At 43.5% G+C, this 13,273-nt stretch carries 6 protein-coding genes, 2 tRNA genes, 3 rRNA genes and 1 pseudogene; 8 read left to right on the plus strand and 4 right to left on the minus strand.

Translation table 11 applies throughout. The features are described from left to right. Window positions 1-27: 27 nt before the first annotated feature. A complete protein-coding gene (murI, locus tag EGC82_RS01780) occupies window positions 28-807 on the plus strand; it encodes a glutamate racemase (RefSeq protein WP_124729255.1) in 780 nt (259 codons plus the stop codon). A 42-nt stretch (window positions 808-849) separates the two neighbouring features. Here murI and EGC82_RS01785 read toward each other — a convergent pair whose 3' ends face one another. Continuing rightward, complete coding sequence (locus tag EGC82_RS01785; RefSeq protein WP_124729256.1) at window positions 850-1,293, minus strand: RNA recognition motif domain-containing protein; 444 nt, start codon at window positions 1,291-1,293, stop codon at window positions 850-852. Window positions 1,294-1,976: 683 nt separating this feature from the next. On the opposite strand from EGC82_RS01785, the gene EGC82_RS01790 reads away from it, so the two are divergent. The 5 genes from EGC82_RS01790 to rrf all read left to right on the plus strand — a co-directional run bounded on the left by EGC82_RS01790 (window position 1,977) and on the right by rrf (window position 7,567). Beyond that, window positions 1,977-3,519: ribosomal RNA gene (locus tag EGC82_RS01790) — 16S ribosomal RNA — on the plus strand. 214 nt (window positions 3,520-3,733) lie between these two features. After that, window positions 3,734-3,810: transfer RNA gene (locus tag EGC82_RS01795), tRNA-Ile, on the plus strand. A gap of 150 nt (window positions 3,811-3,960) precedes the next feature. Next, window positions 3,961-4,036, plus strand: a tRNA-Ala gene (locus EGC82_RS01800). Between the two features lie 363 nt (window positions 4,037-4,399). Next, window positions 4,400-7,304 (plus strand): 23S ribosomal RNA (locus EGC82_RS01805). Window positions 7,305-7,451: 147 nt separating this feature from the next. Next, window positions 7,452-7,567: ribosomal RNA gene (gene rrf, locus EGC82_RS01810) — 5S ribosomal RNA — on the plus strand. The 16S, 23S and 5S rRNA genes sit together here with 2 tRNA genes alongside, the layout of an rRNA operon. Window positions 7,568-7,820: 253 nt before the next feature. On the opposite strand, the gene EGC82_RS01815 is transcribed toward rrf, so the two are convergent. Together EGC82_RS01815 and EGC82_RS01820 are read right to left on the minus strand one after the other, a co-directional pair. Then, window positions 7,821-8,792 carry an IS1595 family transposase gene (locus EGC82_RS01815; RefSeq protein ID WP_124729257.1) on the minus strand — a complete coding sequence of 324 codons (972 nt, stop codon included), beginning with the start codon at window positions 8,790-8,792 and terminating at the stop codon, window positions 7,821-7,823. A gap of 15 nt (window positions 8,793-8,807) precedes the next feature. After that, a pseudogene (locus EGC82_RS01820) lies at window positions 8,808-9,789 on the minus strand (IS630 family transposase). 328 nt (window positions 9,790-10,117) lie between these two features. Here EGC82_RS01820 and murB point away from each other — a divergent pair. Together murB and birA are read left to right on the plus strand one after the other, a co-directional pair. Then, window positions 10,118-11,134, plus strand: a complete 1,017-nt coding sequence (murB, locus tag EGC82_RS01825; protein ID WP_124729258.1) for a UDP-N-acetylmuramate dehydrogenase — start codon at window positions 10,118-10,120, stop codon at window positions 11,132-11,134. Further along, complete coding sequence (birA, locus tag EGC82_RS01830) at window positions 11,131-12,093, plus strand: bifunctional biotin--[acetyl-CoA-carboxylase] ligase/biotin operon repressor BirA (RefSeq protein ID WP_124729259.1); 963 nt, start codon at window positions 11,131-11,133, stop codon at window positions 12,091-12,093. The genes murB and birA overlap by 4 nt, the downstream gene beginning before the upstream one ends. Window positions 12,094-12,129: 36 nt before the next feature. Here birA and coaA read toward each other — a convergent pair whose 3' ends face one another. After that, a complete protein-coding gene (gene coaA / locus EGC82_RS01835) occupies window positions 12,130-13,080 on the minus strand; it encodes a type I pantothenate kinase (RefSeq protein ID WP_124729260.1) in 951 nt (316 codons plus the stop codon). Between the last annotated feature and the right edge of the window lie 193 nt (window positions 13,081-13,273).

Here is a 13,273-nt window from a genome sequence, read left to right on the forward strand (position 1 = left end):
TGTGCATATTCATATTTGGAGCCCATATTGTCTGGACCTATTTTAGTCTTTGATTCTGGTATCGGCGGATTGTCGGTCATGAATGAAATTAGAAAACAGTTACCACAGCATAACTATTGCTATTTATTTGACAATGCACGCTTACCTTATGGCAACTTGTCTGAACAAGAGTTAATAGTAGGATGCGTTGCATTGATTACTCATCATGCTCGACGTCTTAACGCTAGTATTGTGGTGGTTGCCTGTAATACGGCCAGCACTTTGGTATTGCCACTATTACGCCAACAATTGACAGTTCCCATAGTGGGCGTGGTGCCTGCCATTAAACCTGCTGCGATGCTATCAATCAAAAAACACATTGGCTTATTGGCTACGCCAGGCACTGTTAAGCGAGATTATACCCAAGCGTTAATCAATCAATTTGCTGGAGATTGCAAAGTTGAATTATTTGGGACGTCAGAGCTAGTATTACTCGCTGAGCAGTATGTCGCGCAACAACAGATTGATATGGACAAGCTCAACGAAATCTTGGCGCCTATAGCGGCATCTAATATTGATGTACTTGTTCTGGGGTGTACCCATTTCCCAATGATAGCCACAGAAATTAGTCATTATCTTGGTGGCGGGGTAACACTATTAGATTCAGGGGAAGCGGTAGCAAAGCGGGTGAGGTTCTTACTGAGTAAAGAAAGCAATGGTAATAAACAATTACAAGCGTGTTATACCAAAGATATTAATGAAGGGCTTAAAGCAACATTAGTCGATTATGGTTTTAGTGATTTTTCGCTGGTAACCATAACCGACTAACTACACTATTTAAGTAGTGCTAACAATCTAGTTCAACAGCTATTAGCTATTTTCTGAATCAGATTCTTGTGATTTAGCTTCTCTTACCTTTAACGTACGCTCCTGAAAGCTGTAGTCGTTTAATTTCGACATAGCTTTCTGTGCACCCGCTTCAGACATCTCAACAAACCCAAATCCTTTACGACGTCCTGTTTTACGATCTCGCACTAAACGTACTGAGTTAACTGGTCCGTACTCGCCAAACAATGCCTTTACTTCTCCCTCATGAACACGGTAAGGCAAGTTACCAACATATAGTGTCATAGTTGGACCCACATACGGTTCATCAGAAGAGCTTGAACTACTAAATGGTATAAAGGTAAAAATTAACGTTGCAACGATTACACCGGCAATAAACGCTACCGAAGATGACATACCGCTAAACTGAAAAAAAACAAAAGCGCCAAGAAGCGCCGCAATCAAAACAATCATGAATGATTTCTGCATAAAATAATCTCTAATGAATATAAAAATGATAACTAACTGTTAAATACTATTACATACTAATTAAAAATTACCAGATAAACCAGACTACTGTTGAAAAATTGAGCTCAAAAGTAACTTTTATATCAAATAAGAGCATATTACTATTTACCTAAAGGTGGTTCTTTAGCCGAAAAAGCTAAAAAAGAATCGATCTGCATAAAAGTTCAGCGTTCAAAACATTTCATCAATAAAAGCGCTTGCACTAAATCTTAAGCTGCCTATAATGCGCATCCACTGACACGGCATACAGCGAAAGCGAAAACCGGTTAGGGTTATCACCGACCACTTAGTGGTGTTGATAACCGGCAAAAAGAAGTTTGAAAAAACACTTGACGCCACAAAGGGAATGCGTAGAATACGCACCCCAAGCCAACGACCTAGCGTCTTATGGCGATGTCTGAAAAATCGACATCACGCTCTTTAACAATTTATCAAGTAATCTGTGTGGACATTCACAGGTATTGAGTTATTCGAAATTGTCTTCTGTTCTTAGGAATGTTGGCAATCAAAAAATTTAAACTCAATGCAACGATGAGTGTTCATAGTAATATGTACAAACGTTATCTAGGTTCTTCGGGATTTAGAAAACAAAATCAGAATTCATTGAGCCGATACATTCTTAAGGGGATGTGTCAAAAGAACTTTAATTGAAGAGTTTGATCATGGCTCAGATTGAACGCTGGCGGCAGGCCTAACACATGCAAGTCGAGCGGTAACACAAGGGAGCTTGCTTCTGAGGTGACGAGCGGCGGACGGGTGAGTAATGCCTAGGGATCTGCCCAGTCGAGGGGGATAACAGTTGGAAACGACTGCTAATACCGCATACGCCCTACGGGGGAAAGGAGGGGACCTTCGGGCCTTCCGCGATTGGATGAACCTAGGTGGGATTAGCTAGTTGGTGAGGTAATGGCTCACCAAGGCGACGATCCCTAGCTGTTCTGAGAGGATGATCAGCCACACTGGGACTGAGACACGGCCCAGACTCCTACGGGAGGCAGCAGTGGGGAATATTGCACAATGGGGGAAACCCTGATGCAGCCATGCCGCGTGTGTGAAGAAGGCCTTCGGGTTGTAAAGCACTTTCAGTAGGGAGGAAAGGTGATGTGTTAATAGCACATTGCTGTGACGTTACCTACAGAAGAAGGACCGGCTAACTCCGTGCCAGCAGCCGCGGTAATACGGAGGGTCCGAGCGTTAATCGGAATTACTGGGCGTAAAGCGTGCGCAGGCGGTTTGTTAAGCCAGATGTGAAATCCCCGGGCTCAACCTGGGAATTGCATTTGGAACTGGCGAACTAGAGTCTTGTAGAGGGGGGTAGAATTCCAGGTGTAGCGGTGAAATGCGTAGATATCTGGAGGAATACCGGTGGCGAAGGCGGCCCCCTGGACAAAGACTGACGCTCATGCACGAAAGCGTGGGGAGCAAACAGGATTAGATACCCTGGTAGTCCACGCCGTAAACGATGTCTACTCGGAGTTTGGTGACTTAGTCACTGGGCTCCCAAGCTAACGCATTAAGTAGACCGCCTGGGGAGTACGGCCGCAAGGTTAAAACTCAAATGAATTGACGGGGGCCCGCACAAGCGGTGGAGCATGTGGTTTAATTCGATGCAACGCGAAGAACCTTACCTACTCTTGACATCCACAGAAGAGACCAGAGATGGACTTGTGCCTTCGGGAACTGTGAGACAGGTGCTGCATGGCTGTCGTCAGCTCGTGTTGTGAAATGTTGGGTTAAGTCCCGCAACGAGCGCAACCCCTATCCTTATTTGCCAGCACGTAATGGTGGGAACTCTAGGGAGACTGCCGGTGATAAACCGGAGGAAGGTGGGGACGACGTCAAGTCATCATGGCCCTTACGAGTAGGGCTACACACGTGCTACAATGGCGTATACAGAGGGTTGCAAAGCCGCGAGGTGGAGCTAATCTCACAAAGTACGTCGTAGTCCGGATCGGAGTCTGCAACTCGACTCCGTGAAGTCGGAATCGCTAGTAATCGTGGATCAGAATGCCACGGTGAATACGTTCCCGGGCCTTGTACACACCGCCCGTCACACCATGGGAGTGGGCTGCAAAAGAAGTGGGTAGTTTAACCTTCGGGAGAACGCTCACCACTTTGTGGTTCATGACTGGGGTGAAGTCGTAACAAGGTAGCCCTAGGGGAACCTGGGGCTGGATCACCTCCTTACCTATACGACTAACTCAATACCTAAAGTGCAGCGATGCATGTGAGTGTTCACACAGATTACTTGATAGAAGAAAGAGAAAGATATCGAAAGGTATTTTTGAGGATTTTGATTGTTAATCAAGGCGCTTGAGAAGAGAGGAAGGATGTGTAGTTCACTACATGACGACCGAGCGACAAAAGCAACGCTGATAACAGTTAAAAGACCAAAAAGAATGGGTCTGTAGCTCAGCTGGTTAGAGCGCACCCCTGATAAGGGTGAGGTCGGTGGTTCAAGTCCACTCTGACCCACCAAATCTTCATTTTATCTGCGTTAATTAAATACTCGTTTAGACTCTTGTAATAAGAGAGGAAACGTCGCATTGAATTAACTTGCTAAAATTCGATTTGGCTTCGCCAATCTTATGATTGGATACTTGATATTTATCTCAACTGCATGTAAATGGGGCTATAGCTCAGCTGGGAGAGCGCCTGCCTTGCACGCAGGAGGTCTGCGGTTCGATCCCGCATAGCTCCACCATTTACACTTATCTTGATAGATAAGTATATGCATTGGTCAGAGATGCCAAAGATAAACGAAATTTTATCTTTGGCTTTTTTTAGCCCGCTCTTTAACAATTTGGAAAGCTGATAGTACTAACTAAAGGCGCATAGATGATGATCCGTTGTCGTTTGTGTGATTACGTTAGTGCGAAAAACGTTAATGCGAAAGCATTAACACTTGAGTTCTCAATACACTGTTTAAGTGTCTTGAATATTCTAAAAGACTAAGGCGAGTCCACTTCCTGGTCGGGAGTGAGACAAGTAAAAACCAGCTGGTCATGATATGACCCAGAGCTCTTCTCTTGTTAATTCAAGGGTGTGAAACTCATTTGGGTTGTATGGTTAAGTGACCAAGCGTATACGGTGGATGCCTTGGCAGTCAGAGGCGATGAAGGACGTAATAACTTGCGAAAAGCGTTGGCGAGCTAGTAATAAGCATTTGAGCTAACGATATCCGAATGGGGAAACCCGGCCACATAAGTGGTCATCATAACGTGAATACATAGCGTTATGAGGCAAACCCGGGGAACTGAAACATCTAAGTACCCGGAGGAAAAGAAATCAACCGAGATTCCCCTAGTAGCGGCGAGCGAACGGGGATTAGCCCTTAAGTCTATGGGGTGTTAGTGGAATGTGTTGGAAAGCACAGCGGCACAGGGTGATAGCCCCGTACATGAAAACTAACCATAGATGAAAACGAGTAAGGCGGGACACGTGACATCCTGTTTGAATATGGGGGGACCATCCTCCAAGGCTAAATACTCCTGACTGACCGATAGTGAACCAGTACCGTGAGGGAAAGGCGAAAAGAACCCCTGTGAGGGGAGTGAAATAGAACCTGAAACCGTATACGTACAAGCAGTGGGAGCGGTTCTTGAGACCGTGACTGCGTACCTTTTGTATAATGGGTCAGCGACTTACATTTTGTAGCGAGGTTAAGCGAATAGCGGAGCCGTAGGGAAACCGAGTGTTAACTGCGCGTTTAGTTGCAAGGTGTAGACCCGAAACCGAGTGATCTAGCCATGGGCAGGTTGAAGGTTGAGTAACATCAACTGGAGGACCGAACCGACTTATGTTGAAAAATGAGCGGATGACTTGTGGCTGGGGGTGAAAGGCCAATCAAACTCGGAGATATCTGGTTCTCCTCGAAAGCTATTTAGGTAGCGCCTCGAGCGAATACCATTGGGGGTAGAGCACTGTTAAGGCTAGGGGGTCATCCCGACTTACCAACCCTTTGCAAACTCCGAATACCAATGAGTACTACTCGGGAGACAGACAGCGGGTGCTAACGTCCGTTGTCAAAAGGGAAACAACCCAGACCGTCAGCTAAGGTCCCAAAGTACTAGCTAAGTGGGAAACGATGTGGGAAGGCTTAGACAGCTAGGATGTTGGCTTAGAAGCAGCCATCATTTAAAGAAAGCGTAATAGCTCACTAGTCGAGTCGGCCTGCGCGGAAGATTTAACGGGGCTAAGCTAGTCACCGAAGCTACGGGTGCATTTCATTAGAAGTGCGCGGTAGAGGAGCGTTCTGTAAGCCGTTGAAGGTGAAGGGGTAACCCACGCTGGAGGTATCAGAAGTGCGAATGCTGACATGAGTAACGATAAAGGGAGTGAAAAACTCCCTCGCCGAAAGACCAAGGGTTCCTGTCCAACGTTAATCGGGGCAGGGTGAGTCGACTCCTAAGGCGAGGCCGAAAGGCGTAGTCGATGGGAAACAGATTAATATTTCTGTACTTCTGCTAACTGCGATGGAGAGACGGAGAAGGCTAGGCTAGCGCGGCGTTGGTAGTCCGCGTTTAAGGTGGTAGGTTGATTTCTTAGGCAAATCCGGGAAATCGTACTTTAATGTACAGGCTGAGAGCTGATGACGAGTCACTAAGGTGATGAAGTAGTTGATGCCATGCTTCCAGGAAAATCTTCTAAGCTTCAGGTTAGTAGGAATCGTACCCCAAACCGACACAGGTGGTCGGGTAGAGAATACCAAGGCGCTTGAGAGAACTCGGCTGAAGGAACTAGGCAAAATGGTACCGTAACTTCGGGAGAAGGTACGCTGCTGTTGGTGATGGGACTTGCTCCCTAAGCTGACGGCAGTCGCAGATACCAGGTGGCTGCAACTGTTTATCAAAAACACAGCACTGTGCAAAATCGCAAGATGACGTATACGGTGTGACGCCTGCCCGGTGCCGGAAGGTTAATTGATTGGGTTATCTTCGGAGAAGCTCATGATCGAAGCCCCGGTAAACGGCGGCCGTAACTATAACGGTCCTAAGGTAGCGAAATTCCTTGTCGGGTAAGTTCCGACCTGCACGAATGGCGTAATGATGGCCACGCTGTCTCCAGCCGAGACTCAGTGAAGTTGAAATTGCGGTGAAGATGCCGTATACCCGCGGCTAGACGGAAAGACCCCGTGAACCTTTACTATAGCTTGGCACTGAACATTGAACCTACATGTGTAGGATAGGTGGGAGACTTTGAAGCTTGGACGCTAGTCTGAGTGGAGTCAATCTTGAAATACCACCCTTGTAGTTTTGATGTTCTAACTCTGGCCCCTTATCGGGGTTGAGGACAGTGCCTGGTGGGTAGTTTGACTGGGGCGGTCTCCTCCCAAAGAGTAACGGAGGAGCACGAAGGTTGGCTAAGTACGGTCGGACATCGTACGGTTAGTGCAATGGCATAAGCCAGCTTAACTGCGAGACATACACGTCGAGCAGGTACGAAAGTAGGTCATAGTGATCCGGTGGTTCTGAATGGAAGGGCCATCGCTCAACGGATAAAAGGTACTCCGGGGATAACAGGCTGATACCGCCCAAGAGTTCATATCGACGGCGGTGTTTGGCACCTCGATGTCGGCTCATCACATCCTGGGGCTGAAGTCGGTCCCAAGGGTATGGCTGTTCGCCATTTAAAGTGGTACGCGAGCTGGGTTCAGAACGTCGTGAGACAGTTCGGTCCCTATCTGCCGTGGGCGTTGGATGATTGAGGGGAGCTGCTCCTAGTACGAGAGGACCGGAGTGGACGAACCGCTGGTGTTCGGGTTGTCATGCCAATGGCATTGCCCGGTAGCTACGTTCGGAATCGATAACCGCTGAAAGCATCTAAGCGGGAAGCGAGCCCCAAGATGAGTCATCCCTAGAGCTTTAAGCTCTCTAAAGGGCCGTAGGAGACTACTACGTTGATAGGCAAGGTGTGTAAGCGTTGTGAGGCGTTGAGCTAACTTGTACTAATGACCCGTGAGGCTTAACCATACAACCCAGATGGGTTTTACTGACCTTAGTGTTAGAATGAAGCGCTTAAACGGTGTGAAGAGACTCAAAGTAAGATAGAAGCAATCAGCTTTCCGAATTATTATTTAATGCCTAATGAAGAGTTAGTGTGTTAGATATGCAAATTTGTCTGGAAACCATAGAGCTGTGGCACCACCTGATCCCATTCCGAACTCAGAAGTGAAACACAGTATCGCCGATGGTAGTGTGGGGTCTCCCCATGCGAGAGTAGGTCATTTCCAGGCGCCTAATTGACTTGCAAGAGTCGTAAAACAGCCCGCTATTATATAGCGGGCTTTTTTATATCTGTAATTTAACTGTTTCGCTGCTAAGGTGGTCTGTGTCCTGCTAGAGATTGCGTTATTCTACTTCAGCTATATAGGGCAACTTTTATAGAAATTGGTCGTTCTGCATAGGTTCAACTCGAAATATGTATTTTTATACCAATCCGCATTAGACTTTGCCCGTATTAGCCCAGTCTCTTGTACAAAACTTTGGCTATGTTCCATAATACTGTTGTCTACCGTAAGCGGACAACAGTATTTGCCGTTTATTTAGCTTTGCGCTGCTTTCCTTAAACCAAGCGAGATAATTCGATAAATATTTTGTAGCTACTCCCTTCATACTTCCGTTTACCCAGGCTTTAAAATTCGCTATTGCACCATTGACAGTCTGAATGTGATAAATATTATCCATCACTCTGATTTTCCCATTTATCAATCGCTTATGGTCACAGTGCTTTAGTTTGGCTATCTTCACATATGCCCATGCACCATCGCTGCAAAGCACTGAATTTTCTTCAATGTTTTCAGTAAGATTAATGGATATTTCTGAAGACGTATCAGCAGATAAAATTGGCGCTATCATGTGTTTACTGCGGTCAATGGAAAGAAGCACCGCAACTTGGCCTTCTTTAGTACGTTTATCAATATCACCACCGCGCTTTCTGGCTTTTTGACCTGAACCGAGTGTTTTATTACCTTTTTCAGAATAGGCAAGAAAGAATTCATCAACCTCGATAATGCCCGATAGTTTGTCATCATTTTTCCCTGCCTGAGCCTGAAGAAATCGATGTCGCCATAAAAAGGCTGTTTTAAGATTAATACCACAGACTCTAGCCGCCTGCCTCAGCGTTAACCGCAACGCCATACAGTGGGCATACTCGACCCAAATGCAGCTCTTATGCAGCCTAGCTAGCGGGGTATTAGTCTTGTTGTTAAACGTTTTACAGCAGCTATTGCAGCGATATCGTTGTACTCCACCTGCTTTCCCCCACTTTTTGAACTGGCTTGAATCGCAGTGTGGACACTGCGATTTTGAATCAAAAAGTGGTTGGAACAGCTCATCTATAGGGATTTCGGTATCTAATGCTTGAATTGACTGGTGAACTACCTCTCTCTGAGCTGGAGTCATAAAGATAAGTGCTTTTGTTATCTGGTTAAGTTTACTCACAAATAATTTTGCTTTCATTTCCTTTACCCTCAATCAGTTAGCTTCACTCATTAAGTATAGACAACATTTACCTACAACAGCGCCAAAACTTTTCACCCTGTCCTTGTACTGAATAAACGTATTCCAAGCACTGCAACACTGCTCAACGATATCGTTATAACCATCAAAACACCTATTTGCTAAACAGTGATGCCTTAGCCATTGCCATACCTGTTCTATTGGATTTAGCTCTGGAGAATAGGGTGGTAATTTGAGGACCAATAAATGACTAAAATCTTTAGCTATATCATCCGTATGCAAGCCCGCGCCATCTATGATAACAAGAGCATATCTATCCGAATGGTTTGCTTTTGAAATTTGCTTCAAGTGTTGCCACATAGCCGCCCTATTAACAAAGGGAGTGACCAAAGCTTCTGTTGCCCCCGTTGCTGGGCAGACTGCCCCAAATAGATAAGCATATTCAACTTGTTGCTGCTTTATAGCTCTGGATCTAGAGCCTTTTAGCGCCCACAGTTTGGTCGTTGTATTTTGCTGGCCAAATCGAGCTTCATCTTGAGACCAAATATCGACAGTGTCTAAAGGGATATAAACAGGGATCGTTGCGATCGTTTTAGAAATGATTTTTTTAAAATCTGCATGAGCTTCTAAGGATTGTTTTGGGTGCTTAGAGCGACTTGTAATCCAATGTTTTCAATATTTCATACACATGGTTTAGATGATAATGGATGCCAAGCTGCTGTTCTATATAGGATTGAGTGTCTATACTCGTTAATCGTCCACCTAGTTCGGAGCGGCTTAATTCGTCGATATATTGATAGAGAACCTGCTTTTGCTGTTCACCGAGTTTATGTGCATTTGTCGAGATCATGTTGGCTTTCAAACCATCAATGCGAGAATTTAAGTAGTTTTTAACCCATTCATTGACACTGCGACGACTAGCCGTTAGTTTGCGAGCAACTTGAGCGCGATTGTGACATTCTAAGAAGCAAGAGACTGCCAAAATGCGAATACGCATACGGGCGTCTTTTTCTGACGTTGATAATTTAACGAGTTCAATAGATGTGTAATTTTTCACAGAATAGAATAATTTGAAAATGATGAATGTATTAGATCATAATTTAATACGGATTGGTATTATTGGTTATTTCGTATATTTAACAAACTAATATCTATAGATCGTAGATCGACCAGAACTGATTTGTTTTGCAACTTATGAGAATACTTTTATTTGTTCTATTAAATCAAATTCACCTTAAATAACCTACTTTTTTAAATAGAAACAAACTAATTTAAAGTTATCTTCCCTGTTACAATAACCGCATTCTTTATAAAGTTGATTTTCTATGTCTATATCTTTGGTAGCGTTTAATACCTTTGCTCTTCAGCAGAATTGCAATTCACTTGTTGAAGTGACGAGCAAAGCTGAACTCATTGATATTTGTAATAACTTGTATAAACAAGAGTTACCTATGTTAGTACTTGGCGGCGGCAGTAATTTGGTTTTTACTGAAGATTATGATGGCACTGTCGTAAAAGTCTCTACAAAAGGGATACAGTTTACTGCAGATGATGATTATCAATATATAACCATTCAAGCTGGCGAAAATTGGCATAACCTAGTTGAGTCCTGTTTGCAAAAACAGATTGATGGCTTAGAAAATATGGCCCTGATCCCTGGAACTGTAGGTGCGGCACCGATTCAAAACATTGGTGCCTATGGTGTTGAATTTAATCGATTCTGTTACGAGATAGAGTTTTTGCAACTTGATACAGGACACTTGGTTCGTTTTAACAACCAACAATGTGATTTTGGATATCGTGAGTCTATTTTTAAAAAACAACTCAATAATTTAGCCGTAATTACCGAGGTTACACTGAAATTGGCTAAGCATTGGGTGCCTGTAATAGATTATGGACCTTTGCAACACTTTGACCCATCGACAGTCACAGCCAAGCAGATATTTGATTGCGTCTGCCACACACGCCAATCAAAATTGCCAGATCCTAAGGTATTAGGCAATGTCGGTAGTTTTTTCAAAAATCCGCTAGTGTCAACTAAGGCCTATAATCAACTCAAACTTCGTTTTACTGATCTGGTCGCTTATCAACAAGTTGATGGTCAATATAAACTTGCTGCAGGTTGGTTAATCGATTATGTCGGTTTAAAAGGCTTCCATATAGGTGATGCAGCCGTTCATCAAGAACAAGCTTTGGTGTTAGTCAACTTAGGCAACGCAACAGGTAAACAAGTGTGTCAATTAGCGCTATACATCATTGAGATGGTTTTCGACAAGTTTGGGGTCATACTACAACCCGAACCTAGGGTCATGGGTTCAGTTGGGGAGATAGATATAAAATGAATGAACATTGGTCTCGTAAACGTCAAATTTTAGCCTGTTTGCATCATGAGTATTTTGTTTCAGGTGAGGTTATTGCGCAGTCTTTATCGCTTACTCGTGCAGCCATAAATCAACATATTGATGCATTAAAAGATTATGGAATCGAAATATATAGCGTAAAGGGAAGAGGTTATAAATTAGCGACTCCAGTATCCTTAGTGAATGAATCACATCTTGTTAATAATGTTGATAGTCGCTGTTTTTATTTTGATGAAACGACCAGCACTAATGCTTTTATGCTTGGACATGCGTCTGAATTAAAATCTGGTGATATTTGCGTCGCTGAATACCAATCGGCAGGCCGAGGTAGAAGGGGCCGACAGTGGCTATCACCTTATGGACACCATATTTATGCTTCAATGTTTTGGTGTTTAAACAATGATATTAGTCATGCAAGTGGCTTAAGTTTAGTCATTGGCTGCTCTATTGTTAAGGTCTTATCTGATTTTGGTGTTGAAGGATTAGGATTAAAATGGCCTAATGATATTTATCTCGATCATAAGAAATTAGCTGGAATTTTAGTAGAAATATCCCATTCATCAGTACAAAAAACTAAACTTGTTATTGGTTTTGGTATTAATATGAGTATGTCTGTAGAGCAAGGTGAGCTTATTGACCAGCCATGGAGTGATTTATCTAGTCAGATCATTATGCCCGATAAAACCGAGTTATTGATTCAACTGCATAAAACCCTTAAAGCGGATTTACAGTTATTCGAACAGCAGGGGTTAGCGGCTTTTTTAGATCGTTGGAATGAGTTTGATATATTTGTTAATCGTGAAGTCTCTCTGCTAATGGCACCAAATCTAGTGAATGGAGTTTGCCGGGGGATTGATGAACAAGGGGCTTTATTGCTTGAAACTGAACAAGGTATTAAACATTACCTTGGTGGTGAAATTAGTCTTAGGGCAGTAACGTAGAGGTATGCATGAGCCTAGTTATAGGCTCATATGTTATTATTTTCTAAGTAAAACTCGGTCCATTAAGTGCTTTGGCCCTTTTTGTAAAATTAGATGAGCGCGTTCACGTGTTGGTTGAATATTTAATGATAAATTTGGTCCGTTAATCGTGTCCCAAATGTTCGCTGCAATCACGTTAGCCTCATCATCTGTGAGAGTGGAGTAATGATGGAAAAATGAGTTTGGATCACTAAATGCGCCCTTCCTAAATTGTAAGAAGCGCTGCTTATACCACTCTTTCAATAAAGACTCATCAGCATCAACATAAATAGAGAAGTCGACAAAGTCTGATACAAATGGCCTTCTTGTGTCTATTGGTGTATCTAAACCTGTCTGCAGAACATTTAATCCTTCCAGAATTAAAATATCAGGCTGTCGAATAGCTTGATGTTCATCGTGACATCTATCGTAAGTCACATGCGAATACAGTGGTGCAAGAATCTCTTTATTGCCAGCTTTGACGGCCGCAATGAACTCGACCAACATTTTCATATCATAACTTTCAGGAAAGCCTTTACGTTGCAGCAACCCTTTGCGCTTGAGGTCCGCTAATGGATATAAAAAGCCATCAGTGGTGACCAAATCAACTTTAGGATGTTCAGGCCAACGTTGTAGTAATGTTTGTAATATACGTGCTGTAGTACTCTTACCTACGGCAACGCTTCCAGCAATGCTAATAATATAAGGTCCTGGAGATGCCTTTTGCTCGAGAAACTTATCAAGGACAAGCCCGCGCTGTTGTTTAGAGCCGACAAATAAATTCAGCAAACGACTGAGAGGAAGGTAAATGTCAGTGACTTCATCTAAAGACAGCTTCTCATTCATACCACGCAGGTTTTCTAATTCAGCCTGACTCAATGTGAGTGGCACAGATTTGCGTAATTCAGCCCAATGCTCGCGCTGAAAAGCAAAGTAGAGTGCATCTTGTATTGAGTTAATTGGGTTCATAACCATTCCTCTAGGTTGGTCAGGCACATTACACTATCGAATAAATGGCGACAATAGTTTGGTCTTCATTTGTGTTCATCATTAATTACATTTGCCTACAAATTACACTTTTCAGTTAAAACGAGTCTAAAAAAGCGTCATTTGAAACTTTTTTTTGGTTTTTTATCATTTTACTCTTGCACTCCGGTGCACA

This window comes from Shewanella livingstonensis (assembly GCF_003855395.1).
In the GTDB taxonomy this organism is placed as follows: domain Bacteria; phylum Pseudomonadota; class Gammaproteobacteria; order Enterobacterales; family Shewanellaceae; genus Shewanella; species Shewanella livingstonensis.